Source organism: Nocardioides sp. Z50_6 (assembly GCF_058215755.1).
In genome coordinates, this window is record NZ_JBZAJB010000001.1 from 1 (window position 1) to 26,045 (window position 26,045).

The 26,045-nt window shown below is 71.3% G+C and carries 23 protein-coding genes; 6 read left to right on the plus strand and 17 right to left on the minus strand.

What is annotated here, in order from left to right; all coding sequences use genetic code 11:
- Nucleotides 1-156 precede the first annotated feature (156 nt).
- Both AC4BGE_RS00005 and AC4BGE_RS00010 read right to left on the minus strand, forming a co-directional pair.
- Entirely contained in the window at nt 157-351 is a 195-nt protein-coding gene (locus tag AC4BGE_RS00005; protein ID WP_490573977.1) for a hypothetical protein, read from the minus strand.
- 49 nt (nt 352-400) lie between these two features.
- A complete protein-coding gene (locus AC4BGE_RS00010; protein WP_490573978.1) occupies nt 401-1,276 on the minus strand; it encodes an abortive infection family protein in 876 nt (291 codons plus the stop codon).
- A gap of 191 nt (nt 1,277-1,467) precedes the next feature.
- On the opposite strand from AC4BGE_RS00010, the gene AC4BGE_RS00015 reads away from it, so the two are divergent.
- Nucleotides 1,468-1,986 (plus strand): hypothetical protein, encoded by a 519-nt coding sequence (locus tag AC4BGE_RS00015; protein WP_490573979.1) that lies wholly within the window; start codon nt 1,468-1,470, stop codon nt 1,984-1,986.
- A gap of 170 nt (nt 1,987-2,156) precedes the next feature.
- On the opposite strand, the gene AC4BGE_RS00020 is transcribed toward AC4BGE_RS00015, so the two are convergent.
- Both AC4BGE_RS00020 and AC4BGE_RS00025 read right to left on the minus strand, forming a co-directional pair.
- A complete protein-coding gene (locus tag AC4BGE_RS00020) occupies nt 2,157-2,972 on the minus strand; it encodes a DUF1206 domain-containing protein (RefSeq protein WP_490573980.1) in 816 nt (271 codons plus the stop codon).
- 40 nt (nt 2,973-3,012) lie between these two features.
- Nucleotides 3,013-4,302 carry an acetyl-CoA C-acetyltransferase gene (locus tag AC4BGE_RS00025; RefSeq protein ID WP_490573981.1) on the minus strand — a complete coding sequence of 430 codons (1,290 nt, stop codon included), beginning with the start codon at nt 4,300-4,302 and terminating at the stop codon, nt 3,013-3,015.
- A 249-nt stretch (nt 4,303-4,551) separates the two neighbouring features.
- On the opposite strand from AC4BGE_RS00025, the gene AC4BGE_RS00030 reads away from it, so the two are divergent.
- Together AC4BGE_RS00030 and AC4BGE_RS00035 are read left to right on the plus strand one after the other, a co-directional pair.
- Complete coding sequence (locus tag AC4BGE_RS00030; protein WP_490573982.1) at nt 4,552-5,886, plus strand: 3-oxoacyl-ACP reductase; 1,335 nt, start codon at nt 4,552-4,554, stop codon at nt 5,884-5,886.
- A 1-nt stretch (nt 5,887) separates the two neighbouring features.
- A complete protein-coding gene (locus tag AC4BGE_RS00035; protein ID WP_490573983.1) occupies nt 5,888-6,736 on the plus strand; it encodes a MaoC family dehydratase in 849 nt (282 codons plus the stop codon).
- A 30-nt stretch (nt 6,737-6,766) separates the two neighbouring features.
- Here AC4BGE_RS00035 and AC4BGE_RS00040 read toward each other — a convergent pair whose 3' ends face one another.
- From AC4BGE_RS00040 to AC4BGE_RS00050, 3 genes are all read right to left on the minus strand, one after another.
- Nucleotides 6,767-8,023, minus strand: a complete 1,257-nt coding sequence (locus AC4BGE_RS00040) for a peptidoglycan DD-metalloendopeptidase family protein (protein ID WP_490570150.1) — start codon at nt 8,021-8,023, stop codon at nt 6,767-6,769.
- Nucleotides 8,024-8,207: 184 nt separating this feature from the next.
- Nucleotides 8,208-9,065 carry an acyl-CoA thioesterase gene (locus AC4BGE_RS00045; protein WP_490570149.1) on the minus strand — a complete coding sequence of 286 codons (858 nt, stop codon included), beginning with the start codon at nt 9,063-9,065 and terminating at the stop codon, nt 8,208-8,210.
- On the minus strand, nt 9,065-10,000 hold the full coding sequence (locus tag AC4BGE_RS00050) for a proteasome assembly chaperone family protein (RefSeq protein WP_490573984.1): 936 nt from the start codon (nt 9,998-10,000) through the stop codon (nt 9,065-9,067). The genes AC4BGE_RS00045 and AC4BGE_RS00050 overlap by 1 nt, the downstream gene beginning before the upstream one ends.
- Nucleotides 10,001-10,158: 158 nt before the next feature.
- Between AC4BGE_RS00050 and AC4BGE_RS00055 the strand changes: the two genes are divergently transcribed.
- Both AC4BGE_RS00055 and AC4BGE_RS00060 read left to right on the plus strand, forming a co-directional pair.
- Nucleotides 10,159-11,358, plus strand: a complete 1,200-nt coding sequence (locus tag AC4BGE_RS00055) for a thiolase family protein (protein WP_490570147.1) — start codon at nt 10,159-10,161, stop codon at nt 11,356-11,358.
- Nucleotides 11,358-13,445, plus strand: a complete 2,088-nt coding sequence (locus AC4BGE_RS00060) for a 3-hydroxyacyl-CoA dehydrogenase NAD-binding domain-containing protein (RefSeq protein ID WP_490573985.1) — start codon at nt 11,358-11,360, stop codon at nt 13,443-13,445. Before AC4BGE_RS00055 ends, AC4BGE_RS00060 begins: the two co-directional genes overlap by 1 nt.
- 95 nt (nt 13,446-13,540) lie before the next feature.
- Here the strand turns inward: AC4BGE_RS00060 and AC4BGE_RS00065 are convergent, their stop codons facing one another.
- The 8 genes from AC4BGE_RS00065 to AC4BGE_RS00100 all read right to left on the minus strand — a co-directional run bounded on the left by AC4BGE_RS00065 (nt 13,541) and on the right by AC4BGE_RS00100 (nt 20,274).
- A complete protein-coding gene (locus AC4BGE_RS00065) occupies nt 13,541-15,019 on the minus strand; it encodes an amino acid permease (RefSeq protein WP_490574517.1) in 1,479 nt (492 codons plus the stop codon).
- Nucleotides 15,020-15,088: 69 nt separating this feature from the next.
- Nucleotides 15,089-16,993: a 1-deoxy-D-xylulose-5-phosphate synthase gene (dxs, locus tag AC4BGE_RS00070; RefSeq protein ID WP_490574518.1), complete on the minus strand. Its 1,905-nt coding sequence runs from the start codon at nt 16,991-16,993 to the stop codon at nt 15,089-15,091.
- A 102-nt stretch (nt 16,994-17,095) separates the two neighbouring features.
- Nucleotides 17,096-17,746 (minus strand): 4a-hydroxytetrahydrobiopterin dehydratase, encoded by a 651-nt coding sequence (locus AC4BGE_RS00075; RefSeq protein ID WP_490570144.1) that lies wholly within the window; start codon nt 17,744-17,746, stop codon nt 17,096-17,098.
- A gap of 28 nt (nt 17,747-17,774) precedes the next feature.
- The gene (locus tag AC4BGE_RS00080; RefSeq protein WP_490573986.1) at nt 17,775-18,704 is read right to left on the minus strand and encodes an SMP-30/gluconolactonase/LRE family protein; all 930 of its coding nucleotides are present in this window, start codon (nt 18,702-18,704) and stop codon (nt 17,775-17,777) included.
- Complete coding sequence (locus tag AC4BGE_RS00085) at nt 18,701-19,141, minus strand: NUDIX domain-containing protein (protein ID WP_490570142.1); 441 nt, start codon at nt 19,139-19,141, stop codon at nt 18,701-18,703. The genes AC4BGE_RS00080 and AC4BGE_RS00085 overlap by 4 nt, the downstream gene beginning before the upstream one ends.
- A 9-nt stretch (nt 19,142-19,150) precedes the next feature.
- On the minus strand, nt 19,151-19,522 hold the full coding sequence (locus AC4BGE_RS00090) for a hypothetical protein (RefSeq protein WP_490570141.1): 372 nt from the start codon (nt 19,520-19,522) through the stop codon (nt 19,151-19,153).
- Nucleotides 19,523-19,555: 33 nt separating this feature from the next.
- A complete protein-coding gene (locus AC4BGE_RS00095; protein ID WP_490570137.1) occupies nt 19,556-19,960 on the minus strand; it encodes a YjbQ family protein in 405 nt (134 codons plus the stop codon).
- A gap of 5 nt (nt 19,961-19,965) precedes the next feature.
- Nucleotides 19,966-20,274, minus strand: coding sequence for a thiamine-binding protein (locus AC4BGE_RS00100; RefSeq protein ID WP_490570136.1), 309 nt, complete (start codon nt 20,272-20,274; stop codon nt 19,966-19,968).
- Between the two features lie 96 nt (nt 20,275-20,370).
- Here AC4BGE_RS00100 and AC4BGE_RS00105 point away from each other — a divergent pair, with 96 nt between their 5' ends.
- Entirely contained in the window at nt 20,371-21,642 is a 1,272-nt protein-coding gene (locus AC4BGE_RS00105) for an FAD/NAD(P)-binding protein (RefSeq protein WP_490573987.1), read from the plus strand.
- Nucleotides 21,643-21,729: 87 nt separating this feature from the next.
- Here AC4BGE_RS00105 and AC4BGE_RS00110 read toward each other — a convergent pair whose 3' ends face one another.
- Entirely contained in the window at nt 21,730-24,603 is a 2,874-nt protein-coding gene (locus AC4BGE_RS00110) for an aconitate hydratase (protein WP_490573988.1), read from the minus strand.
- A 243-nt stretch (nt 24,604-24,846) separates the two neighbouring features.
- Nucleotides 24,847-26,007: a M20/M25/M40 family metallo-hydrolase gene (locus tag AC4BGE_RS00115; protein ID WP_490573989.1), complete on the minus strand. Its 1,161-nt coding sequence runs from the start codon at nt 26,005-26,007 to the stop codon at nt 24,847-24,849.
- Nucleotides 26,008-26,045: the final 38 nt, after the last annotated feature.

A 26,045-nucleotide genomic window follows, 5' to 3' on the forward strand; every position in this document is an offset into this window, starting at 1 on the left:
AATGAGAGCCACACGACCAGCATGGGCAGCCGAAATGAGAGCGACAGCCCGGGCGCCTGGACCGAGCCTCGCCAGGCACCGGTCCTGGGTCAATGGAACAAGCAGCCGATGAGCGGGCAACGCGGCGTTGTCTGGCACGACAACCCGCGAAGAGCTTCAGGCCGTCAAGTCCAGCGCCAGGACCAGCAGCGCCAGCACGAATGGGGTTGCAAGCACCACGCGCACCGTCGTGCTGTAGCCGGTCCGCCCAGCCCGAACCTCCCGACGATGCCTCTGCTCGGCAAGAAGGTACGAAGCAAGGGCGAGCAGACCCCAGACAACGGTCAGGGCCAGGCTCATGGAGTCAGACATGCGCGCATCTTGACATGAACAACGCACTGATCTGCCGCGACTCGTGCGCTCACGGACTATCGCCAGTGACGTTGCCACTACGCCAGGGAGCATCGGAGTCGCCGAGGGTTTCAAGCATGAGTTGGCACCAGACCTGCGCCGCGCCGATGACCAGTCGGGCGTGACGCGGGCGGACCCATGTCGGCACACTCTCGGTCCCGTGATCGACGCCGACCTTGTTACGTATCTCAGTGACGTTCTGCGCCAAAGTGGCGAGTGACCCAAGCACGCGCCGGAGCGACTGGTCCTCGCCGCTCGCTCCCTTAGCCGCCAATCCGAGGGCCTGCTGGGACCGGGCGACCAACTGAGTCACGTCATCTGACTTCGTGTACGCGACCCCGCGAGCCGAAAGGACACACTTCGCGGTGGACTCGATCAGTGCCTTGGCCGTGCTCACGGCCAGCCGGGGGTCCGACTCCACCGTGTCTCCTAGGCGCGCTAGGTGATCGTGGATAACCGCCGGATTAGCCAAGGCTGCGAGTGCGTCGGCCGAGAACGTGACCGGGGCCGCGAGGCGCGACGGATCGGTCACAACGAACGACCACTGATCCACCTCGAACCCGGCACTGGTGAGGGTGTTCAGCCATCTGGCCTTCAACGGCATGAGGTCGTAGTAGTCGCCACCATGCTTGGAGCGCTCACCGATGTCCTGCATCACATCGCTGTACACGGCGATGAGCTTCGCGTGGTCCGCAGGATTGTTGAGGTCCAGCGTCGCCAAGTAGCGGCGCATCCGCTCTCTGCGCTCGCTCGGGTCGCCGGGGTCTGGCTGTTCCGGCCCGAGCCGGATTTCGTTGTCCCCGAAGAGTGCATCTATCTCACGGATCACGACGTCGGTCACATAGACCGACAGCAGGCGGAGAACCTTCGGAGTGAATTGCGCCACGATCAGACGCTACTGGCTGGACTCGGTCTGACTCGTCAAACGCTCGAGCGGATGGAAGGAACCGCATGCCGGAGCGCCGCCCCCCTCATGCCGCGATAAGTGCGGCAGATCCGGCGCGCTGGGGCCGCGCGATCACCTGGGACTGCCCAGATGCGCCCTCATCTGTCGGAGTCATCTGCTCCACTCTCCATATGGACCTTGCTTCTGAGATTGGAATCGGCGACATCACCGGCGCGATCGCACTGATTTTCTCGTTCATCGCCCTGCTTCGTACTGGCCTTGAAGGCAGACGCGCTGCGCCGGTCGTCAGTTGGACCCCCCGCCGCATTGAGCTCGCCAACCAGGGCGCCGCACGAGCCCGCGACATCAAGGTCGAACTCCGGTCGGACCCCGACACGCCACCCGAGAGAGGATGGCGGACCCACAGGATCGCGGCGCTCAGCCCGGGCTACAGCCACCGCCTGCCTCATGACCGTTTGTTGGGCGAAGCTGACCATCTCTGGGTGCACATCGTCTGGCGCGACCAGCGACTGCTGCGTCAGCAAGACACGGTGCTGGTCTCTTACGAGGCGCCCGCCGAGGACACGTCCAGGCCTCCACTGACTGATCGTCAGGTCGACTCCATCGCGCTCAGGCTTGGGGAAGGAGTTGGTGACGCCCTAAACAAGGTCGCATCCGGTGCCGCAAGAGCACGGTCCCGCGGAAGGTGAACGCCACGAGCGAGGAGTAGTGCGCCCGTGAATGGTGCGACTCTTCGGGGCGAGGTTTTGCTACCTACTCCGACACTCCCAGGCCTCTGACCTGCGCAAATGCAGCGATTCACCGGACGGCTCGTTAAAGGATGTCGTTCAGGCCGGATGCTAACAGCCGGCGGTCGTGCTCAGCGGTCGAGGTGCCGGGCGCGGACGAAGCAGAAGAGGCCGTAGCAGGCGATGCCGAGCGCGATCACGCTCAGCAGCCAGGGGCCGAACGGCTGTTCGAGCACCTCCGCCAGCGCGTCGTCGAGTCCTTGGTCCTTGCCCTCGTGGGTCCAGCCGGCGTGGGTGACCAGGATCCCGACCAGGCCGATCGAGACGCCCTTGGCGACGTAGCCCGCGGTGCCGAACCAGCGGTAGGCCCGGCCCGCCTCGCCCATCCGCCCGGACTGGTCGAGGTGGTCGAGGAACTTCTGCGACACCCCCCGGTAGACCTGCCACCCGCCGTAGCCGATGACGCAGAGCCCGGCGAGGACGACCAGCCACTGGCCCGCGGGCCAGGACATCACCTGTGCAGTCAGCGGCTTCCCGCCGCCTCCGCCGCTGCCGAGCAGCGTGCGGAAGGCGGTGAACGCCAGGGCACCGTAGAGGGCCGCCTTGAGCAGGGAGCCCCCGGCCTTGAGCCAGCGCTCGGCACCGTCCTCGTCCTCGTGACCGAAGGCGGCCTCCAGGAGACGCCACAGCACCAGCAGCACCAGGCCGATCGCGACGCCCCACAGCACCGCGGTGCCGAGGCCGCTGGAGGTCAGCTGCCGGAAGGCCCCCTGGCTGGAGGCCTTCTCCGAGGAGGAGCCGCCCCAGGCGAGCTGGAGCGCCACCCAGGCGATGAGCAGGTGCGTGATGCCGTAGGCCACGAGCCCGACGCGGATGAGCACGTCGAGCCAGGGGCTGTCCTCGGCACGGTCGCCCGCCTGGCGGGCCTTGCTGGAGATGTCGACCACGGATCTGGGGTGCCCAGCCGAGGCCCGTGGCATGCGCCGACTACGACGCGGGCTTCTCCAGGATCGCGACGACGCCCTGGCCGCCGGCCGCGCAGATCGAGATGAGACCGCGGCCGGAGCCCTTGGCGTCGAGCAGCTTGGCGAGCACCGGGACGATGCGGCCGCCGGTGGCGGCGAAGGGGTGGGCGGCGGCCAGCGAGGAGCCGTTGACGTTGAGCTTGTCGCGGTCGATGGAGCCCAGCGGGGCGTCCAGGCCCAGGCGCTCCTTGCAGAAGACCGGGTCCTCCCAGGCCTTGAGCGTGGAGAGGACCTGGGAGGCGAACGCCTCGTGGATCTCGTAGTAGTCGAAGTCCTGCAGGGTCAGGCCCTCGCGCTCCAGCATCCGGGCGACCGCGTAGGCGGGCGCCATCAGCAGCCCCTCGTGGCCGTGCACGTAGTCGACCGCCGCGGTCTCGTGGGCCGTGAGGTAGGCCAGCACCGGGAGCCCGCGCTCCTTCGCCCACTCCTCGGAGGCCAGGAGGACCGCCGAGGCGCCGTCGCTGAGCGGGGTGGAGTTGCCCGCGGTCATCGTCGCCGCAGCACCCTTGCCGAAGACCGGCTTGAGCTTCGCGAGCTTCTCGGGGGTCGAGTCGGCCCGCATGTTGGTGTCGCGCTCGACGCCGCGGAAGGGCGTGACCAGGTCGTCCTGGAACCCCTCGTCGTAGGAGCGGGCGAGGTTCTGGTGGGAGCGCGCGGCGAGCTCGTCCTGCTCCTCGCGACCCACCCGCCACTCCAGCGCGGTGAGGGCCGCGTGCTCGCCCATCGACTTGCCGGTCCGAGGCTCGCCGTTCTGCGGGATGTCGAGGCCGATGTCGCCGGGCCGGATCTGGCCGAGCGCGGTGAGCCGCCCCTTCAGGTCCTTGGCGGAGTTCACCTTCATCAGCTTCTTGCGGAGCTTGTCGCTGATCGCCACCGGCGCGTCGGAGGTGGTGTCGGAGCCACCGGCGATGCCCACGTCGATCTGCCCCAGGGCGATCTTGTTGGCGACCTGGATGACCGCCTGCAGGCCGGTGCCGCAGGCCTGCTGGATGTCGGTGGCGGGGGTGCCCGGGTCCAGCTTGGAGCCCAGCACGCACTCGCGCGTCAGGTTGAAGTCGCGGGCGTGCTTGAGCACCGCACCGGCCACCACCTCGCCGACCCGCTGGCCCTCCAGGCCGAAGCGGGTGACCAGGCCGTCGATCGCGGCGGTGAGCATCTCCTGGTTGGAGACGTCGGCGTAGACGCCGTTGGAACGCGCGAAGGGGATCCGGTTGCCGCCGATGACGGCGACGCGGCGGGTCTGGGCCTGCATCTGGTGCTCCTGGAGTTGGCGTGGAGTGGTGCGGGGTTGGCGGGGTCGGGGTCGCGGAACCTGCGTGGTGCGGTGACTCGCGGCGTCCCATCCTTCCGCCTGCCGGCCCGGGCCGGAACCCGATGAGGGCAAGGTCACGAAATCTGGACGCAGAGTTACACCTGGAGTTACATGTGAGGCAGTCTATCCACGGCGCCGGTGACCGCGGCTGCCCACCGATGCGTCCCACCACCGAAAGGCACTCGCGACATGAGCGACCGTTACCAGGGCTTCGTCTCCACCCCCTTCGGCAAGCTGCTCGTCAAGAACCTCGGCCTCCCCAGCCCGGCCAGGCTGGAGCGGTGGACCGAGGGCGCCCCGCTGGTGGACGGCACCGTGCTCGTCGGAGGCCGCGGCCGGCTGGCAGACCAGCTGCCCAAGCTGCTGGACGGCCTGGGCGTCGCCACGCTCTCCCAGGACCAGGAGGGGACGACGTACAAGGGCCTGGTCTTCGACGCGACCGGGCTCACCGAGCCGGGCGACCTCGTGGCCCTGCGCGACTTCTTCACCCCCCTGATGCGACGCCTCGCCTCCTGCCCGCGGGTGGTGGTGCTCGGCACCCCTCCGGAGGAGCTCGAGGGCCGCGAGCGGGTGACGCAGCGCGCCCTGGAGGGGTTCACCCGCTCCCTGGGCAAGGAGATCGGGCGCGGCGGCACCTCCCAGCTGGTCTACGTGTCGCCGGGCGCGGAGGCCGCGACCGAGTCCACGCTGGCGTTCCTGCTCTCCCCCAAGTCGGCCTACGTCTCGGGCCAGGTGGTGCGGATCGGCGCCCACGGCAGCAAGGACGCCGCCCCGGTTCCCGACTGGGAGAAGCCGTTGGCCGGCAAGGTCGCCCTGGTCACCGGCGCCAGCCGGGGCATCGGCGAGCAGATCGCCAGGGTCCTGCACCGCGACGGTGCCACCGTCGTCGGCGTCGACGTGCCCCAGGCCGCGAGCGACCTGCAGACCCTGATGGCCGAGCTCGGCGGTGACCACCTCAGCCTCGACATCACCCACTCCGACGCCCCGCAGCGGATCGCCCACCACCTGCGCGAGCAGCACGGCGGCGTGGACGTCGTGGTGCACAACGCCGGCATCACCCGCGACAAGAAGCTGGCCAACATGGCCGCGGACCGCTGGGAGAGCGTGATCGCGGTCAACCTGCTGGCCCCCGAGCTCATCACCCGGGAGCTGCTCGAGCAGGGCGTGGTCAACGACAACGGGCGGATCATCGGCGTCGCCTCCATCGCCGGGATCGCCGGCAACGTCGGGCAGACCAACTACGCCGCCTCCAAGGCCGGCGTGATCGGCCTCGTCGACAGCCTCGCCGACGAGCTCGAGGACGGGATCACCGTCAACGCGGTGGCGCCCGGCTTCATCGTCACCCAGATGACCGCGGCCGTGCCCTTCGCCACCCGCGAGGTCGGTCAGCGGCTCAACGCCATGAGCCAGGGCGGTCTGCCGGTCGACGTCGCCGAGACGATCGCGTGGTTCGCCTCCCCGGCCTCGACCGCGGTCAACGGCAACGTGGTGCGGGTCTGCGGCCAGATGATGCTGGGGGCCTGAGGTGTCCGGCGTGCTCAGCCTGGCCCGGGTCGCCCTGCCCGCCGTGCCGGGCGTCAACCAGCTGCCGGGGGTCCGCAAGGCCCCTGTCGACTCCTTCGACGGGATGGCCCGCACCGGTCCGGTGCGGGCCCTGGACCCCGACCACGTGGCGGCGTACGCGCGGGTCTGCGGCTTCCCGCGGCGCGACACCGTGCCGCTCACCTACCCGCACCTGCTCGCCTTCGACCTGCACATGGAGATCATGAGCAGCCCGGAGTTCCCGTGGCCAGCCATCGGCACGGTGCACCTGGAGAACACCATCACCTCGCACCGCCCGATCGGCCACGGGGAGCTGCTGGGCGCCACCACCTCGGTGCGCCCGCCCCGCCCGCACCCCAAGGGCACCCTGCTGGACTTCGTGACGTCCGTGAGCTCCGGCGACGACGTGGTGTGGGAGTCGGTCTCCACCTACCTGCGCCGCGGGCGCGGCCAGGAGGACGCGGCCCGGGGACTCGACCTGCCCCGGGTGCCGCAGGGGCGCGCCGGGTGGGACCTCCCCGCAGACCTGGGCCGCCGGTACGCGGCCGTCTCGGGCGACCTCAACCCGATCCACCTCTACCCCCTCACCGCCCGCGCGCTCGGCTTCAAGCGGCAGATCGCCCACGGCATGTGGTCCAAGGCCCGGAGCCTGGCTGCCATCGAGAACCGGCTGCCCGACGCCGTGCGGGTCGAGGTCTCGTTCCGCAAGCCGATCTTCCTGCCCGGCCAGGTCGCCTTCGGCCTGGAGGGCGACCGCTCGGAGTGGAGCTTCTCGCTGATGAGCCCCCGTGACTCCGCACCCCACCTGGTGGGCCGCGCCGTCGCCCTCTGAGGTCCGGTCCGAGAGCCGACCGGGGCTGACTCAGCGGGGCTGCCCGAACTGCACCGTGGACACGGTGCGGGCCGCGGCGGCGTCGAGGGGCGTCTGGGCGAGGTTGAAGACGGCCGTCGACGGGGTCCACGAGCCGACGTCGGTCACGCCATTGCCGTCCCAGTCCCCCGTCACCGGAAGGTCTCCCGGGTAGCCGAACGGCACCGAGGCGGCGACCGGCGTCCCGGTGGCGTCCGGGTGTCGCAGGGTGAAGAGCAGCAGACCGCGGTCGTAGACGCCCACGTCGGTGCGCCCGTCGCCGTTCCAGTCACCGGTCACCGGCAGGTCGTCGCGGTCGCCCCACGCGATCGTCTCGACCTCCCCCGTGGCGTGGCGCAGGAAGAAGGCAGCCGCGCTCGGCCGGAAGACGCCCACGTCGGAGCGCCCGTCGCCGTCCCAGTCCCCCACCACCGGCCGGTCGCCGCGGACGCCGAACCGGAACTGCGTGGTCCCGGCCGGGCCGCCCAGCTTGAACATCCGCCCCCGGGGGTTCCACACCCCCGGCTCCGCGGTCCCGTTGCCGTCCCAGTCGCCGAGGAGCGGTTCGTCGGTGCCGGCACCGAAGCGCAGCACCAGGGGGGCGAGGCCGTCGGGCTGGTGGACCACGAAGTCGCTCTTGGCGGTCCGCCGGAAGACCGCGAGCTCCGCCGGGCGCTCCCCGGTCAGGTTGGCGGACATCGGGACGTCGACGCAGTTGGTCGAGGCGACGGTGCCGTAGCCGAGCGGGATGCCGGTGAAGTGTGCCGGGACGACGTCGCGGCCGACCTTCTGCTCGAAGTGCAGGTGCGGCCCGGTGCTGTTCCCGGTGCTGCCGACGGCGCCGATCAAGGTGCCCTGGTCGACGCTGGAGCCGACGGTGACGAAGACGTTGCGCAGGTGGGCGTAGGTCGTGGTCTCGAAGTTCCCGTGGTCGATCACGACGTGCTTGCCGTAGCCGCGGGCGTTGCGCTGGTTGGCGATGGTCACCCGGCCGGGCGCCGCGGCCACCACCGCCTTGCCCAGGTCCTTGCTCCGGTTGAAGTCCACCGCGTGCTGGCTCGGCGAGTGCCGGGCGCGGGTGCCCGCGCTCCACTCCTGGGCGCAGGTGAACGGCATCCGGAAGGACGTCACCGGGACGGCGAGCCGCTTGCTCGGCTCCGAGATCTGGGCGGAGGCCGCCAGCCCGGCGGAGGAGACCACCAGCGCGGCCAGCGCGGCCAGGGCGACGGCAGAGCGGGCACGACGGCTGGGACGCGAGGAGAGGAGCACAGGTGACCGCCTTGGACGTAGGGGGAGCGTCCGCGGTGAGGCACTCACCGACACCCGAGTCCCACGGGACCCGCATGCCACGCAAGGGCTCAACTGCCACGGAAGCGCACACAGATAAACACGCGTTCGGCGTGTCTGTCGCCTCTTCCCACGAATTACATCGATGTGATGGTAATGGCCGCGGCTAGCGCAGGCGGCGGATCAGCCCTTCCTGGGCGACGGTCGCCAGCAGCGTCCCGTCCTCGGCGAAGACGCTGGCCAGGGCCAGGCCGCGCCCACCCGACGCGGAGGGCGAGTGCTGGTCGTAGAGCCACCACCGGTCGGCACGGCCGGGCCGGTGGAACCACACCGTGTGGTCGAGCGAGGCCGGCCGGAGGTCGGCGGAGTCGATGTTGACGCCGTGGGGCATCAGGGTGACTCCGAGCAGCGTGAGGTCGGTGCCGTAGAGCAGCGCGGCCTGCTGGATGAAGGGGACGTCGGGCAGCTCGCCGTCGACCCGGACCCAGGCGCGCGCCACCGCCGGCCGGCTGGGGTCGGGCTCGAGCCCGCGCCGGGAGGTCCCGACGTAGCGCACGTCCAGGGCGGCCCACTCGCGGCGCCACTCCTCGGCCTGCTCGTCGCCCCGGCGGCCCATCAGCGACGCCAGCGGGACCGCCTCCGCGGGCGGCGGGACCGCAGGCATGGCCTCCTGGTGGTCGAAGCCCTCCTCGGGCACCTGGAAGCTGCAGGTCTGGTAGTAGATCGGGCGCCCGTGCTGGCGGGCCACCACCCGGCGGGAGACGAAGGTGCGGCCGTCGCGGATGCGCTCGACGTCGTAGAGGATCGGCACCGCCGTGTCGCCGGGGCGCAGGAAGTAGGAGTGCAGGGAGTGCAGCGCGAAGGGCGCCTCCACGCTGCGAGATCCGGCCAGCAGCGCCTGGGCGGCGACCTGGCCACCGAAGACCCGCTGTCGCCGGGTGTCGGGCTGGCGCCCGCGGAAGAGGTCGACGTCGAGATGCTCCAGGTCCAGGAGCTCCAGCAGCTCCGCCGCGGACCCGGGCACTAGGCCTGCCCCGGGTCGCTGTCGGGGTGGTCCAGACCGGCCAGGAACTGCTCGAACTGCTGCCCCAGGTCCTCCGCGGTGGGCAGCGGCTCGTTCGCGGCCAGCAGCGAGGCGCCCGACTCCTCGGCGCGCTGGAAGGAGTCGTACTGCTGCTCGAGCGCCACGACGACGTCGCGCACCTCCTCGTGGCTGCTCAGGTAGCGCGCGATCTCCTCCTCGCACTCCTCCGCGGCCCGGCGCACCGAAGTCAGGTCGATGGTCAGCCGGCCGCCGATCTCCAGGTTCTCCAGGAGGGTCAGCGAGGCCGGCGGGTACTCCATCTGGGCCAGGTAGTGCGGCACGTGGGCGACGTACCCCAGGGCGGGGTGCTGCCACTCCCCCAGGCGGACCTCGAGCAGCGCCTGGGCGCTCGAGGGCACCCGCAGCTCGCCGCGCCACGGGCTCCGCCCGGTCAGCAGGCCCGGCTCGTTGGCGTGGTGGGTGACGGCGATGGGACGCGTGTGCGGCACCGCCATCGGCACCGAGCCCAGGCTCACCACCCGGGTGACGCCCAGCCGGGTGACGACCTCGCGGACGGCCAGCGCGAAGCCCTCCCACCGGATGTCGGGCTCCGGCCCGGACAGCAGGAGGAAGGGTGTCTGGCCGGAGTCCCGCATCAGCCGCACCGAGAGCCGGGGGGCCTCGAAGCCCTCGTAGTGGTCCTCGACGAAGGCGATCGGGGGGCGCCGGGCGCGGTAGTCGTGGAGCTGGTCGACGTCGAAGGTGGCCACCACCGGGCCCTCGCCCAGCTCACGCAGGTGCCGCACGGCCACCTCGGCCGACTGCCCCGCATCGAGGAACCCGGAGAGCACCACGACCATGGTGAGCTCGTGGACCCCCTCGAGCTCCGGCACGTCGTCGACGATGTGCACCAGGCGGTTCGGGGCGTCAGGCATGGCGTCAGCCTATGCTGCCCCGCGGCCCGGCGCGTCGCGGGCAGCGCGAGACGACGTGATCACGGGCACACGGGGGACCCCCTGCCCAATTTGTTACCGGGAGGTAACATTACTTCGCCCGGGCTACGACCGGGACACCCACACCACTAGGAGACTTCGTGCCCCGACAGTTGCGAGAGGTCGTCTTCGTCGACGGCGTGCGCACGCCGTTCGGCAAGGCCAAGGGCCAGTACGCCGAGACCCGTGCCGACGACCTCGTCATCAAGTGCATCCGCGAGCTCATGCGGCGCAACCCCTCGCTCCCCCCGGAGCGGGTCGACGAGGTCGCGATCGCGGCCACCACGCAGATCGGCGACCAGGGCCTGACGATGGGGCGCACCGCCGCCTTGCTGGCCGGCCTGCCCAACACCACCCCCGGCTACTCCATCGACCGCATGTGCGCCGGTGCGATGACCGCGGTGACGACCACCGCCGGCGGCATCGCCTTCGGCTCCTACGACGTGGTGATCGCCGGCGGTGTCGAGCACATGGGCCGCCACCCCATGGGTGAGGGCGTCGACCCCAACCCGCGGATCATCTCCGAGAAGATCGTCGACCCCGACGCGCTGGTGATGGGCAAGACCGCCGAGAACCTGCACGACCGCTACCCCGCGATCACCAAGGAGCGCGCCGACGCGTTCGCCGTGCGGAGCCAGCAGCGCACCGCCGAGGCCTACGCCGCAGGCAAGATCCAGCCCGACCTGGTGCCGGTCGCCACGCGCTCGGCCGAGGAGGGCTGGGGCCTGGCCCTGGCCGACGAGGCGCCGCGCCCGCAGACCTCCATGGAGACCCTCGCGGGCCTCAAGACCCCGTTCCGCGCGCACGGCAACGTGACCGCCGGCAACGCCTCGGGCATCAACGACGGCGCCACCGCGGCGATCCTCGCCGACGAGGAGACCGCCAAGGAGCTGGGCCTGCCGGTCAAGATGCGCTTGGTCTCCTACTCCTTCGTGGGCGTCGAGCCCGAGGTGATGGGCGCGGGCCCGATCCCGTCGACGGAGAAGGCGCTCAAGCAGGCGGGCCTGACCATCGACGACATCGACGCCTTCGAGATCAACGAGGCGTTCGCCGTCCAGGTCCTCGCGCTGCTCGACCACTACGGCATCGCCGACGACGACCCGCGCGTCAACCCCTACGGCGGTGCGATCGCCATGGGTCACCCGCTCGCCTCCTCCGGCGTGCGCCTGATGAACCAGCTCGCAGCTGCGTTCGAGGAGCGCCCCGAGGCCCGCTACGGCATCACGACCATGTGCGTCGGCATCGGCATGGGCGGGACCATCGTCTGGGAGAACCCGCACTGGAACGGAGAGAAGGCCTGATGTCCGACCTGAGCACCCTGATCGAGAAGGCCGCGTCCCTCGCCCCCGAGAACGAGGTCGTGACGCACGCCAAGCTTCGCAAGGTCACCCTGCCGGGTGACGCCGGCGTCCTGGGCCTGATCACCCTGGACAACGGGATGGACCACACCCGGCCCAACACGTTCGGCTTCAAGAGCCTGATCTCGCTCAACGAGGCGATCGACGCGGCGCTGGGCGACGACGAGATCACCGCGCTGGGCGTGACCGGCAAGCCGTTCATCCTCGCGGCCGGGGCCGACCTCTCCGGGATCTCCGCCGGTGGCCCCGACGGCGTCCGCCTGATCGCCGAGCTCGGCCACGGCGTCTTCCGCAAGCTGGGCGAGGGCGGCAAGCCCTCCTTCGGCTTCATCAACGGCCTCGCCCTCGGCGGTGGCCTCGAGGTGGCGCTGCACTGCACCTACCGCACCGTGATGGACTCCGCGCCGGCCCTCGGCCTGCCCGAGGTCATGCTCGGCCTGGTCCCCGGCTGGGGCGGCGCGTGGCTGCTGCCCAACCTGATCGGGGCCGACAACGCCGTCACCGTGATGGTGGAGAACCCGCTCAACAACGGCAAGGTCGTCGGCGGCAAGAACGCCTACGAGCTCGGCATCGCCGACGCGGTCTTCTCCGGCGCCGACTACCTGGAGCAGTCGATGCTCTGGGCCGCGGACGTGCTCACCGGCAAGGTGGTCGTGGAGCGTCCCGAGGTCGACCGCGGCGCCGGCTGGGACGCCGCCGTCGCGCGGGCCAAGGGCATCGTGCTCGCCAAGACGGGCGGTGCCTCCCCGGCGGCGCAGCGCGTGGTCGAGCTGCTCGAGGCGGCTCGCACCTCGACCCGCGAGGAGGGATTCGCGGCCGAGGACCAGGGCCTGGAGGACATGTCCAGGACGCCCGAGCTGCTGGCCAGCCTCTACTCCTTCGACCTGGTGCAGAAGCGGGCCAAGCGTCCCGCGGGGGCGCCGGACAAGTCCCTGGCCCGCAAGGTCACCAAGGTCGGCATCGTCGGCGCGGGCCTGATGGCCTCGCAGATGGCGCTGCTCTTCGCCCGCCGCCTCGAGGTGCCGGTGGTCCTCACCGACCTGGACGAGGAGCGGGCGCAGAAGGGCGTCGACTACGTCACCGCCGAGATCGACAAGCTGCTGGGCAAGGGCCGGATCAGCCAGGACAAGGCCAACCGGCTCAAGTCGCTGGTCTCGGGCTCGGCCGACAAGGAGACCGCCTTCGCCGGCGCCGACTTCGTGATCGAGGCCGTCTTCGAGGAGATGTCGGTCAAGAAGTCGGTCTTCGCCGACGTGGAGAAGGTCGTCTCCCCCGAGTGCGTGCTGGCGACCAACACCTCGTCGCTGTCCATCACCGAGATGGCCGCCGAGCTGCAGCACCCCGAGCGGGTCGTGGGCTTCCACTTCTTCAACCCGGTCGCGATCATGCCGCTGCTCGAGATCGTCAAGGGCGACGCCACCGACGACGCCACCCTGGCGACGGCCTTCGCCACCGGCAAGGGCCTGAAGAAGACCTGCATCCTGGTCAAGGACAGCCCGTCGTTCATCGTCAACCGCCTCCTCGGCCGCTTCCTGGGCGAGGTCGCCAAGGCGGTCGACGCCGGCACCCCGATCGAGACCGCGGACGCCGCGTTCGCCGGCATCGCCCCGATGCCGCCGTTCATGCTGCTCGGCCTCGTCGGCCCGGCGATCGCGCTCCACAACAACGAGACCCTGGTCAAGGCGTTCCCCGACCGGTTCTACGTCTCGCCGCTGCTGGAGCGGGTCGTGGCGGAGAAGAAGTCCTCGTTCTACCTGCCCGACCTCTCCATCGACCCGGAGATCAAGGCGCTGCAGGAGAAGCCGGAGAACCCGGTCGAGCTGAGCAAGGAGGAGCTGCGCGAGGCTGCGCTCTCCGGGCTGGCCGAGGAGGCCCGCCTGATGCTCGACGAGGGTGTCGCCGTGGCCCCCGAGGACCTGGACCTGGCGATGATCACCGGCGCCGGCTTCTCGTTCTGGAACGGCGGCCTGACCATGCTGCTCGACTCCTCCGGCATCTCGGAGAAGGTCAACGGCAAGCGTTTCCACTGAGCGGTACCGCCGGCGTCAGCCGGCGCTGAGCACGAGGGCGTCCGACCTGCGGGTCGGGCGCCCTCGTCGTTCCTGTGGCACTCCCCCGGGGCGTCTCAGCCGGCGTGCTCGGCCGCGGCGCGGGCCAGGCGGGAGTGGGTCCGCCCGTAGAGGAGGTAGACGACCAGGCCCAGCGCCATCCAGGCCAGGAACCGCACCCACGTGGCCCCGGTCAGGTTGAGCATCAGGTAGGCGCACAGCAGCACCGAGGCCGGGCTCACCACGTAGACCAGCGGCGTCCGGAAGGCCCGGGGCAGGTCCGGCCGCTGACGCCGCAGCAGCACCACCCCCAGGCTCACCAGCACGAAGGCGAAGAGGGCGCCGATGCTGACCAGGTTGACCAGGGTGTCCAGCTCGACGAAGCCGCTGATCCCGGCGACCGCCACGCCGGTGATCGCGGTAAAGACGTACGGCGTGCCGAAGGACGGGTGCACCTTGGCCAGGACGCCGGGCAGCAGGCCGTCACGGGCCATCGCGAAGCCGACCCGGGTCTGTCCGAGCATCAGGATCATCACCACCACGATGAGGCCGATGCAGGCACCGATGGCGATCAGCCGGCCCATCCACTCCATCCCGACGGCATCGAAGGCGGTGGCGAGTGGCGCGGCGTCGTTCTCGTCGATCTGCTCGTAGGGCTGCATCCCGGTGACCACCAGGCTGACGGCGATGTAGAGGACGGTCACGATCACCAGGGAGCCGATGATCCCGCGCGGGATGTCCCGCTGCGGGTTGCGCGTCTCCTCCGCGGTGGTCGCGACGATGTCGAAGCCGAGGAAGGCGAAGAAGACGATCGCGGCGCCGGCGATCACCCCCGCGAGCCCGTAGACCGCCGGCTCGGCGCCCGTGAGGGTGCTGATCAGCGTGCTGTCGAGGAAGCCCCCGCTGCCCGCAGGCGCCGGCTTCGACTCGGGGATGAACGGGACGTAGTTGGAGGCCTTGATGTGGGAGAAGCCGAAGATCAGCACGGCCGCGACGACCAGCAGCTTGATGGCCACCACGACCTGGTTGACCCGGCTGGAGAACTTGATGCCGAGGATCAGCACGACCGTGACCACCAGCGAGATCACCACGGCCGGGAGGTCGACGAACCCGTCGGCGGCGGAGGCGACCCCGGTGGGCACTTCCAGGAAGCTGCCGGCCACCACCTCCTGGTAGTAGCCGGAGAAGCTCGTCGCCAGCGCCGCCGCCCCGATGGTGAACTCCAGCGCCAGGTCCCATCCGATGATCCAGGCCACCAGCTCGCCGAAGGTGGCGTAGCTGAACGTGTAGGCACTGCCGGCGACCGGGACGGTCGAGGCGAACTCCGCGTAGCAGAGGGCGGCCAGACCGCACGCCAGCCCGGCGATGAGGAAGGACAAGGTGATCGCGGGACCGCTGTTGGTCTTGGCGACCGTGCCGGTCACCACGAAGATCCCGGCGCCGATGATCACGCCGACCCCGAAGACCATCAGGTCCAGGGCGCTCAGGTTCTTCTTCAGCCGGTGCTCCGGCTCCTCGGTCTCCGCGATGGACTGCTCCACCGGCTTGCGGCGCATGACTCCCACGCTTCGACGCTAGGGGTTACGCGCCGGTAGGTCGATGGTCCCAACGCGGCGCCGGGGCGTTCAGGGGGTGTTGTCGGCCTCCACCAGCGAGCCCTCCGGATCGGTGGCCGTGACCTCCTCCACGATCGACCGGGCGAGCGACTGCGCGTCCAGCCCGATCCGGGAGAGGATCACCGCGCGCTTGGCGTGGTCCAGGAACTCCTGCGGGATGCCGTGCAACCGCACGGGAGTCGTGACGCCCTCGGCGTTGAGGGTCTGCAGCAGGACCGAGCCGCAGCCGCCCACCACGCCGTTGTCCTCGACGCTGACCACCAGGCGGTGCTCCCGGGCGAGCTGGACGATCGCCGGGTCGACGGGCTTGACCCAGCGCGGGTCCACCACGGTGACGCCGATGCCCTGGGCGACCAGCCGGTCCGCCACGTCGACCGCCACCTCGACCATCGAGCCCACGGCGACCACCAGCACGTCCTTGGTGCCCTTGCGGACCATCAGGTCGGCGCCGCCGGCCTTGCCGACCGCCTCCAGGTCCGCCGGCGGCGGCCCCTTGGGAAAGCGGACCACGGTGGGCGCGTCCTTGACGTCGATGGCCTCGTTGAGCAGCTCGCGCAGGCGGGCGGCGTCCCGCGGCGCGGCCAGCCGCAGGCCCGGGACGACCTGCAGGATCGACATGTCCCACATGCCGTTGTGGCTGGCGCCGTCGTCGCCGGTGACCCCGCTGCGGTCCAGCGCGAAGGTGACGCCGCACTGGTGCAGCGCCACGTCCATCAGCACTTGGTCGAAGGCACGGTTGAGGAAGGTCGCGTAGACGGCAAAGACCGGGTGCAGGCCACCCATCGCCAGCCCGGCGGCCGAGGTGACCGCGTGCTGCTCGGCGATGCCGACGTCGAAGGTCCGCTCGGGGAAGCGGCGCTCGAAGTGGTCGAGCCCGACGGGGTGCATCATCGCCGCGGTCAGCGCGACCACGTCGCTGCGCCGCTCGCCGATGCGGACCATCTCCTCGGCGAAGTGGTCGGTCCAGATGCGGCCGGTGGGGTGCTCCTCGCCGGTCTCCACGTCGAAGGGGCGAGGGGCGTGGAACTGGTCGGCCTCGTGCGCCATCGCGGCCTGGTAGCCGAACCCCTTCTTGGTCAGCGCGTGCACGATGACCGGGCCGTTGAACTTCTTGGCCTGGCTCAGCGCCTGCTCCACCGCGGCCCGGTCGTGCCCGTCGATGGGGCCGACGTACTTGAGGCCGAGGTCCTCGAAGAGGCCCTGGGGCGCCAGGGCGTCCTTCATGCCCTTCTTCATCGCGTGCAGGGCGTCGTAGGCGGCCGGGCCCACGCCCTTGACGGCGGTGAGACGGCGCTTGACCAGGTCGAGGACCTGCTCGTAGCGGGGGTTGGTGCGCAGGCTCGTGAGCGCGGTGGCCAGCCCGCCGATGGTCGGGGTGTAGGAGCGCTCGTTGTCGTTGACCACGATCACCAGCCGGCTGTCCTGGGCGATGGCGATGTTGTTGAGGGCCTCCCAGGCCATCCCGCCGGTCAGGGCGCCGTCGCCGATCACCGCCACGACGTGCCGGTCCTCGCCGCGGATCCGGTAGGCCTTGGCCAGCCCGTCGGCATAGCTGAGCGCCGTGGAGGCGTGGGAGTTCTCCACGATGTCGTGCTCGGACTCGGCGCGACTCGGGTAGCCGCTGAGCCCGCCCTCCTGGCGCAGCTTGTCGAAGCCCGCGACCCGTCCGGTGAGCAGCTTGTGCACGTAGGTCTGGTGGCCGGTGTCGAAGACGACACGGTCGCGGGGACTGTCGAAGACCCGGTGGATGGCCATGGTCAGCTCCACCACGCCGAGGTTGGGGCCCAGGTGGCCACCGGTCCGGGAGCAGGTGGCGACCAGGAAGTCGCGGATCTCGGAGGCCAGCTCGGCGAGCTCGGCGTCGTCGAGGTCCCGGAGATCCCGCGGTGTGGAGATCGACTCCAGGTGGGCCATGGTCCTTCGCTTCCTGACGGGGGTGCTGCGGTGGTCTGGACCGGTGCTGGTGGAGTCCACCGGTCCGAGGATCGAGTCTAGGGGAAGACCCCAGCAGGGCCGTCAGCCGTCGCGACCCTCCATCGTGCACACGCACACCCGGTTCCCCTCGGGGTCGGCCAGCACCGTGAAGGTGGGGGCGTTCCCGTCGTCGACCAGCACGCCACCGGCCGCCAGCGCGGCCTCGATCCGGGCCCGGGCCTGCTCGGCCGGGACCATCACGTCCAGGTGGAACCGCTGCCGGGGCTCCTCTCCCCCGCTGGCCTGGAACCACAGCCGCGGCAGGTCGGCGGAGTCGTCGCGGACCTCGTCGTCGTCCGACGGGCTGGTCATCGCCAGCACCGCTCGCCAGAACGGCGCGACCGCCTCCCGGTCCGGGGTGTCGAGGCCCACCTCGACCGCGGAGAGACGGTGGGGCGCCGCGCCGGCCCCGTGGGCGGCCGCGAGCTCGCTGATCCGCCGGGCCAGGCGCACGTCACGCCCGGTGACCCCGCCGGCGTCGTGGCTGTGGAGCCGCACGTTGAGGTGGCCGTACCGCAGGTCCAGGTCGGGATGGTGGTCGGCCTCCTCGGCAGCGCGCCCGATGTCGGCCACCAGGGCAAGCCCGGTGGCGTAGTCGCCGGTCAGGTACCGCGTCTGGAGGGCGTGGAAGAGCATCCGCCAGTCCGCGAGACCGGCGGCCTCGACGTCGGCGGGACTCAGGGTCTGCGACATGTGTTCCTCCTGGGGGTCGCGGCGTGCGTCAGGTGGTCAGGTCCAGGACGGCGACCGCCGGCTCGTGCAGGCTGCCCAGCCAGACCCGGCCGAGGTGCTCGCGGACGCCGGTGACCATGTGGAAGCCGGGGTGGTCCACGTCCAGGTCGTGCACGAGCCGCCCCTGGTCGTCGTAGGCCTGCACCCGGATGGTCCGGCGCGGCTTCGGCTGGAGCCGCTCGGGCACCCGGGTGACGAGGCGGCGTACGGCGACCGGGCCACGCTGCAGCCGTTCGACCAGGGGGTCGCGCGGGCTGGCGATCGTCACCCAGATGAGGCCGTCGCTGCCGCGGGAGATGTTGTCGGGGTAGCCCGGCAGGTCGGGGCAGAGCAGGTCGCGCTCGCCCGCCCGCGGGCCGCTGAGCCAGTGCCTCACCACCGTCCGGGCCCCCGTCTCCGCGACGGCGACGAACTCCTCGCCCCGAGCCAGCGCCACCCCGTTGGCGAAGGCGAGTCCGGCCAGCACCACCTCCACCCTCCCGTCCGGGTCCCGGCGCAGCAGCCGTCCGGTGCGGGTGGCCTGGACGAAGTCGTCCTTCCACCGCTCGATGCCGTAGTGCTGCGAGGAGTCGCTGAACCAGATCGTGCCGTCGGCCTGCACCGCGGCGTTGTTGCAGAAGCGCAGAGGTATGCCGCCCACCTCGGCGGCGAGCACCTCGACCCGGCCGCCGGCGCCGACCACCATCAGGCCGCGCCGCGCGTCGCAGACCAGCAGGTCACCGTCGGGCATCAGCTCCAGGCCCAGCGGGCGCCCGCCCGTCGTCGCGACCCGGTCCAGACGGGCGCCGTCCGGCGACAGCCGCCAGACGACACCGTCCTCGGTGCCGGTGAGGACGTCCCCCTCCGGGGTGACCAGGACGTCCTCGGCACCCTGCCCGGGGACGGGGTGGACGGTGAGGCGGGGGTCGGCTGCACTCATGGGCTCATGCTGGCGTAGACGGGCGAGGAGAGGAAGGCCGGGAGGATCACCGCCGCGGCCGCCGTCAGGGGCAGGTCCCGGGCCCGGGACGGCTCCACGAAGACGATCCGCCGGCCCTCCCGGCACTCGACGTCCTCGTCGCCGAGGCCGGTGCGGGCGACGAAGACCTGCATCGCGTCGAAGGTGCCGTAGGCGTGCCGGTGGTCGACGCTGAACTCCCGCCAGAAGGCCAGTGCGCCGTCGGGAAGCTCGATCCCGGTCTCCTCGGCCAGCTCGCGGTGCGCCGCGGCGAGGTACTCCTCGCCGGGCTCCACGTGGCCGCCGGGCAGCCCCCAGCGCTCGGGGTCGATCACCGGGTGCTCGTCGCGCTCCTGCAGCAGCAGCCAGCCGCGCGGGTCGACGAGCAGCGCGCCGGCGAAGCGGCGGGGGGACGGCATGGCGCGAACCTACAGGCGGGCCACGAAGCGCCGCCCGCGCAGCGCCTCCTCGACCAGCCCCACCGCCCGCCGGACGCCGAGCAGCCGCGCCTCCTCGGCCTGCCAGGTCGCGACCGCCGCCTCCACGGTGTCGAGGTCGGCCACGTCGCGCAGGTCGGCCCGCGCCTCGCTGAGCCCGCGACGACAGGCAGCCTGCTGCGCCTCGACCTGCAGCACCGCGAACCTGGCCAGGACGACGACGTGCCGGCGCAGCGCCTGGTGGGCGCGGTACTCGGGGGGACAGATGTCGAAGAGCCAGTTGACCGCCGTGCGCTCCCAGTCGGGCGCGTCCGGCGGCCTGACCTGGGAGGGCCAGCCGGGCGGGGCGACGTAGGTGGGCACCCGGTCATCGTACGTCGAACAGGTGTTCGATGCTCACCCGCGCAGGAAGTCCATCCGGACCTGTCGCACCGCGTTGTCCACGTTGAGGTCGACCAGGCAGATGCTCTGCCAGGTGCCGAGCGCCAGGCGGCCGCCGTCGACCGGGACCGACGCGTAGGGCGGGACCAGCGCGGGCATCACGTGGGAGCGTCCGTGCCCCGGAGAGCCGTGCCGGTGCCGCCAGCGGTCGTCGGCGGGGAGCAGGTCGCCGAGGGCGGCGAGCAGGTCGACGTCGGAACCCGCGCCGGTCTCCAGGATCGCCAGCCCCGCCGTGGCGTGCGGCACGAAGAGGTGGAGCAGCCCGTCCCCGCGGCCGGCCACGAACTCGGCGCAGTCGTCGGTGATGTCCAGCACCCGCTCGACGTCCCCGGTCAGGTAGTCGGTCCTCAGGGTCTCCACGGCCCTCAGCCCGTCTCCGAGAGGTGCGCCTCGAGGCGACGCACCTTGCCCTCGAGCTCCCCGGAGTCGTGGCCCGCCCGCAGGTCGGCCTTCAGGACCAGGCCGACCCGCGGCGACGCCTCGGCGACCTTGAAGACGGCCTCCTTGACCACCGCCATCACCTCGTCCCACTCCCCCTCGATGTTGGTGAACATCGAGTTGGTCTCGCACGGCAGGCCGGAGTCACGGATCACCTGGACGGCCTCGGCGACCGCGGCGGCGACCCCTCCGGTCTCGTCGGCGGACGCGGGACTGATGCTCAGAGCGACGATCATCCCGACACGGTAGCGAGTCTCCGTCGGGAAGGCTCTTGTGTAGTAATTTGGTAGACATTGTCCCATTGAGGTCCTCCGCGGCACCCAGGAGTCAGCATGACCGTCCTTCGCAGCAGCACCCGTCCCCGGCCGCTGGAGGTCCTAGTGGTCGGCGGCGGCGCCTCCGCGGTGATCGCGGTCCTCCACCTGTTCCGGCGGACCACCGCGGAGAGTCCCGTCGACGTGCACCTGGTGGAGCGCACCCCCCGCCCGGGACCTGGCCTGGCCTACCGCACCGAGAACCCGCGGCACACGGTCAACAACTTCGCCGAGCGGCTCAGCGCCGTCGACGGCGACCCGGGCCACCTGATCCGCTGGTGCGCAGCGCGCGGCATGGACCTCGGGGCACGCTCCTTCCCCTCTCGCCGCATCTACGGCGACTACCTCGCCGCGGTGCTCGAGGAGGTGGAGGTGCCCGCCGGCTCCTCGCTGCGACGCACCCGCGACGAGGTGGTGGACCTCGCCGACGACGGGGCCAGGTGGCGGGCCGAGCTGGCCTCCGGCGCGAGCCTGGGCGCCGACCGGGTCGTCCTGGCGCTGGGGAACCCGCCACCCCGCCCCCAGGACCACCTCGCCGACGATCTCGGGGAGCGGTTCGTCCCGGACCCGTGGGAGGCGGACTGGCGCTCGCGGGTGGACGGCGTCGGGAACGTGCTCCTCCTGGGCACCGGGCTGACCATGCTGGACATGGCCGTGGAGCTGGAGCACCTCCTCCCCCGGGCCGAGATCGTCGCCGCCTCGCGCCGGGGCGCCCTACCTACCGCGCACGTGGTGGAGCCCACCGACGGCACCGACTGGCGCGACGCGGTGGACGCCGCCCGCGGCTTCGCCAACCAGCTGTGGGCCGGGCTCTCGCCTGAGGACCAGGCGCGGTTCGCCGCCACCTACGCCCACACCTGGGACCTGCACCGGCACCGCATGTCCCCGGCGATGGCACACCACCTGGACCGCCTGCGCGACCAGGGCACCCTGGTGGTGCGCACCCTGGACCAGGTCGTTCCCGCGGACTTCGACCTCGTCCTCAACTGCACCGGTCCCCGCCCGGTGCCCACACGGGGCTGGAGCCGGCTGGTCGACGCGCTGCTCGACCGCGGCCTGCTGCGGCCCCACCGCCTCGGGCTCGGGGCCGACCTGGTGTCGCCGGGCCACCCGGTCGACGAGAGCGGCCGGGTCCTCGAGGGGCTGTTCTGGCTGGGGGCCGCCCGCAAGGGGCTGGAGTGGGAGGTGGGCGCCATCCCCGACCTGCATGCCCAGGCCGTGGCCCTGGCCGAGGTCGTCGCGGCGGCCGCCCAGGAGGCGGCGGACGAACGAGCCACACTGTTCCGCTGACAGGTCCGAGGTCCCCTGGCACGACAGCTCCCCCGGCACACCGAAGGGGCCGGCCCGGGAGATCCCGGACCGGCCCCTTCGAGCGGTTCAGCTGCGCAGGAGGTTGCGCAGCACGTACTGCATGATGCCGCCGTTGCGGTAGTAGTTCGCCTCACCGGGGGTGTCGATGCGGACGACCGCCTCGAACTCCTTGTCGTCGGCCTTCACCGTGACCGTGCGCGGCGTGGTGCCGTCGTTGAGCGCGGTGATCCCGGTGATGGAGAAGGTCTCCTCGCCGGTCAGGCCGAGCGACTCCGCCGTCTCCCCCTCGGGGAACTGGAGCGGGATGACGCCCATGCCGATCAGGTTGGACCGGTGGATGCGCTCGTAGGACTCGGCGATGACGGCCTTGACGCCCAGCAGCGAGGTGCCCTTGGCCGCCCAGTCGCGCGACGAGCCGGAGCCGTACTCCTTGCCCGCCAGCACCACCAGCGGGGTGCCCGCGGCGATGTAGTTCTCCGAGGCCTCGTAGACCGAGGTGACCTCGCCGCCGCTGGTGAAGTCACGGGTCACGCCGCCCTCGGTGCCGGGCGCCAGCTGGTTGCGCAGCCGGATGTTGGCGAAGGTGCCGCGGATCATCACCTCGTGGTTGCCCCGGCGCGAGCCGTAGGAGTTGAAGTCCCGCTGCCCGACACCGTGCTCGGCCAGGTAACGGCCGGCCGGGGAGTCCTTCTTGATGGCACCGGCCGGGCTGATGTGGTCGGTGGTGACCGAGTCGCCCAGCTTGAGCAGCACCCGCGCGCCCTCGATGTCGGTGACCTGCTCCGGCTCGGCGGGCATCCCGTCGAAGTACGGAGGACGACGGACGTAGGTCGACTCGGCGTCCCAGGCGAAGGTGTCGCCCTCGGGCGTGGGCAGCGACTGCCACTGCTCGTCCCCGGCGAAGACGTCCTGGTAGGAGTTACCGAACATCTCGGCGTTGATCGCACCGGCGATGGTCTCCTCGACCTCGGACGGCGACGGCCAGATGTCCTTGAGGAAGACGTCGTTGCCCTCGGCGTCCTGGCCCAGCGGGTCGTTGAAGAGGTCGACGTCCATCGAGCCGGCCAGCGCGTAGGCGACCACCAGCGGCGGCGAGGCCAGGTAGTTCATCTTCACGTCCGGGTTGATCCGGCCCTCGAAGTTGCGGTTGCCCGACAGCACCGAGACGACCGCGAGGTCCGCCTCGTTGACGGCGGCCGAGACCTCGGGGATCAGCGGGCCGGAGTTGCCGATGCAGGTGGTGCAGCCGTAGCCGACGAGGTTGAAGCCGAGCTTGTCCAGGTACGGCGTCAGGCCGGACTTCTCGTAGTAGTCCGAGACGACCTTCGAGCCCGGCGCCAGCGTGGTCTTGACCCACGGCTTGCGCTGCAGGCCCTTCTCGACCGCCTTCTTGGCCAGCAGGGCGGCGCCGATCATCACCGACGGGTTGGAGGTGTTGGTGCAGGAGGTGATCGCCGCGATGGTGACCGCCCCGTGGTCGAGGGTGAACTTCGTGCCGTCCTCGAGGGTCACCTCGACCGGGCTGCTCGGACGGCCGCCGTCCTTGGCCGCGGCGGAGTGCCAGTCCTGGGGGGCGGGCGCGTCGTCGTGACCGTCGCCGTTGCCGTTGGTGGAGGGCGCGTCACTGGCCGGGAACGACTCCGCGGAGGCCTCGTCGGCGCCGGTGTTGACGCCGAAGGGCTTCTCCTGGCCGGGCACCCCGGGCTCGCGGTCCTCGCCGCCGGTCTCGTCGGCGGCGACGTAGTCGGCCAGCGCGCTGCGGAAGGCGGGCTTGGCCTCGGTGACCTCGATGCGGTCCTGCGGGCGCTTGGGCCCGGCGATGGACGGCACCACGGTGGAGAGGTCGAGCTCGAGCTTCTCGGAGTAGCGCGGCTCCGCCGAGGGGTCGTGCCAGAGACCCTGCTCCTTGGCGTAGGACTCCACCAGGGCGAGCTGCTCGGCCGAGCGGCCGGTGAGCTCGAGGTACTTCAGGGTCTCCTCGTCGATCGGGAAGACCGCGATGGTGGAGCCGAACTCCGGGCTCATGTTGCCGATCGTGGCGCGGTTGGCCAGGGGCAGCGCCGAGACGCCGGGACCGTAGAACTCCACGAACTTGCCCACCACGCCGTGCTTGCGGAGCATCTCGGTGATGGTCAGCACCAGGTCGGTGGCGGTCGAGCCCTCGGGCAGGTCGCCGGAGAGCTTGAAGCCCACGACCCGCGGGATCAGCATGGAGACGGGCTGCCCGAGCATCGCGGCCTCGGCCTCGATGCCGCCGACGCCCCAGCCCACCACGCCGATGCCGTTGACCATCGTGGTGTGGGAGTCGGTGCCGACGCAGGTGTCGGGGTAGGCCTGGAGGACGCCGTCGACCTCACGGGTGAAGACGGTGCGGGCCAGGTGCTCGATGTTGACCTGGTGCACGATGCCGGTGCCGGGCGGGACGACCTTGAAGTCGTCGAAGGCACCCTGGCCCCAGCGCAGGAACTGGTAGCGCTCGCGGTTGCGCTCGTACTCGATCTCGACGTTGCGCCCGAACGCCTCGGGGGTACCGAAGACGTCGGCGATGACGGAGTGGTCGATCACCATCTCGGCGGGGGCCAGCGGGTTGATCTTGGCGGGGTCGCCCCCGAGCTCGGCCATCGCCTCGCGCATGGTGGCGAGGTCGACCACGCAGGGCACGCCGGTGAAGTCCTGCATGATCACCCGGGCCGGGGTGAACTGGATCTCCTTGTCGGGCTGCGCGTCGGCGTCCCACCCGGCCAGGGCCTTGATGTCGTCGGCGGTGATGTCGGCACCGTCCTCGGTGCGCAGCAGGTTCTCCAGGAGAACCTTCAGGCTGAAGGGCAGCGAGTCGACATCGAGGCCGTCGCCCTCCACCGCGCTCAGACGGAAGATCTCGTAGGACTTCCCGTCCACGTCCAGGGTGCCCTTGGCACCGAAGCTGTCCTGACTGACCATCAGTCGCGTCTCCTAGCGGGGATTGTGGGTGTCACCGCATCCATCTTGCCGCCGCCCTCCACGAGGGCGTAAGCAAGGCTGACCTAACCGGACGTGCGGCACCGGGGAATATCTCTCGATATCAAGATACACGACGGACCATACGGTTGCCCGCCCGCCACACCTCACGACGAGCCCCGCTCCGGCGGGCACGTCGGGCAGAGCGCCCGAGCTTCCCGGTGCGCTCCGCCCGCACCCGGGGATTCAGGCGCTGCTCGCCGGATCCTCGAGGAGCGCGCGGGCCAGACCAGCCAGGAGGGCGGCACGTTCCGGCATCGCCGCGACCCGGACGAACTCCCCTTCCGCGTGTGCATTCCCACCCACCGCGCCCAGCCCGTCGAGGGTGGGGCATCCCAGCGCTGCGGTGATGTTGCCGTCGGAGGCGCCACCGACGGCGGCGGCGCCCGGCACCGCGATGCCCAGGTCCGCAGCGACGGCCCGGGCGGTCGCAACCAGCCCGGCCGCCTGGTCGCTCGTCATGGGCGGGCGCGTCGGCCCGCCCGTGACCACGAGCTCGGCCCCGGGGAGTCGCGGGGTGATGCCGCGGAGCCCCTCGTCGACCCGTCTGAGCTCGTCGGGGCTCTCGACCCGCACGTCGACCTCCACCCAGGCCGTGGCGGGGACCACGTTGTTCGCGGTGCCGCTGCGGCCGATCGTCGGGGTGACGGTCGTCCCGGCCGAGGGTCGGCTGAGCCGGTTGACGTCGACGACCACGTCGGCCAGCGCGGTCAGGGCGTTGACCCCTCGCTCGGGCTCCAGCCCGGCGTGCGCCGCTCGACCGGTGATGGCGAACTGGTACATCCCGGTGCCCTTGCGGGCGTGCTTGAGGTCCGGGCCCGCAGCCCCCTCGAGCACCAGCGTCGCCCGGGAGCGCCGGGCGGCCTCCGCGATCAGCCCCCTGCTCGTGGTGGAGCCCGCCTCCTCGTCGGCGGTCACCAGGATCTCCAGCCCGGCCCGGTCGTCGAGGCAGGCGACCCCGTGGAACATCTGGACGAGCCCGGCCTTCATGTCGAAGCATCCCGGGCCGGTGGCGGTCCCGGAGGCCCGGTCCACCTCGAACGGCCAGCGCACCAGGGTGCCCACCGGCCAGACCGTGTCGTAGTGACCGAGCAGCAGCACCCCCGGCACGTCGGAGTCGAAGGCCCACCGAAGGTGACGCCTGCCCTCGACGACCTCGGACGTCGGCGGCACACCGAGCAGACGCTCCCCCAGGGCGGCCACCGCGTCCGCGCCCGCTCCACAGGCCGCCAGGTCCTCCGACGGGGTCTCGCAGGCGACCAGCCCGCCGAGGTCGTCGAGCATCTGCTCCTGCGCTCCGGTCAGCCGCGCCAGCAGGGTCGGACCACCGGCGGGGTTCTCAGCCATGCTGCGTGATTCTGCACCACACCCACGCCTCGGCGCGT

Coding starts and splice junctions, on each gene's coding strand:
- AC4BGE_RS00005 (WP_490573977.1), bottom strand. CDS start 351: ATGTCTGACTCCATGAGCCTGGCCCTGACCGTTGTCTGGGGTCTGCTC.
- AC4BGE_RS00015 (WP_490573979.1), top strand. CDS start 1,468: ATGGACCTTGCTTCTGAGATTGGAATCGGCGACATCACCGGCGCGATC.
- AC4BGE_RS00025 (WP_490573981.1), bottom strand. CDS start 4,302: ATGCAGGCCCAGACCCGCCGCGTCGCCGTCATCGGCGGCAACCGGATC.
- AC4BGE_RS00030 (WP_490573982.1), top strand. CDS start 4,552: ATGAGCGACCGTTACCAGGGCTTCGTCTCCACCCCCTTCGGCAAGCTG.
- AC4BGE_RS00050 (WP_490573984.1), bottom strand. CDS start 10,000: ATGCCTGACGCCCCGAACCGCCTGGTGCACATCGTCGACGACGTGCCG.
- AC4BGE_RS00060 (WP_490573985.1), top strand. CDS start 11,358: ATGTCCGACCTGAGCACCCTGATCGAGAAGGCCGCGTCCCTCGCCCCC.
- AC4BGE_RS00065 (WP_490574517.1), bottom strand. CDS start 15,019: ATGCGCCGCAAGCCGGTGGAGCAGTCCATCGCGGAGACCGAGGAGCCG.
- dxs (WP_490574518.1), bottom strand. CDS start 16,993: ATGGCCCACCTGGAGTCGATCTCCACACCGCGGGATCTCCGGGACCTC.
- AC4BGE_RS00075 (WP_490570144.1), bottom strand. CDS start 17,746: ATGTCGCAGACCCTGAGTCCCGCCGACGTCGAGGCCGCCGGTCTCGCG.
- AC4BGE_RS00080 (WP_490573986.1), bottom strand. CDS start 18,704: ATGAGTGCAGCCGACCCCCGCCTCACCGTCCACCCCGTCCCCGGGCAG.
- AC4BGE_RS00085 (WP_490570142.1), bottom strand. CDS start 19,141: ATGCCGTCCCCCCGCCGCTTCGCCGGCGCGCTGCTCGTCGACCCGCGC.
- AC4BGE_RS00100 (WP_490570136.1), bottom strand. CDS start 20,274: ATGATCGTCGCTCTGAGCATCAGTCCCGCGTCCGCCGACGAGACCGGA.
- AC4BGE_RS00105 (WP_490573987.1), top strand. CDS start 20,371: ATGACCGTCCTTCGCAGCAGCACCCGTCCCCGGCCGCTGGAGGTCCTA.
- AC4BGE_RS00110 (WP_490573988.1), bottom strand. CDS start 24,603: ATGGTCAGTCAGGACAGCTTCGGTGCCAAGGGCACCCTGGACGTGGAC.
- AC4BGE_RS00115 (WP_490573989.1), bottom strand. CDS start 26,007: ATGGCTGAGAACCCCGCCGGTGGTCCGACCCTGCTGGCGCGGCTGACC.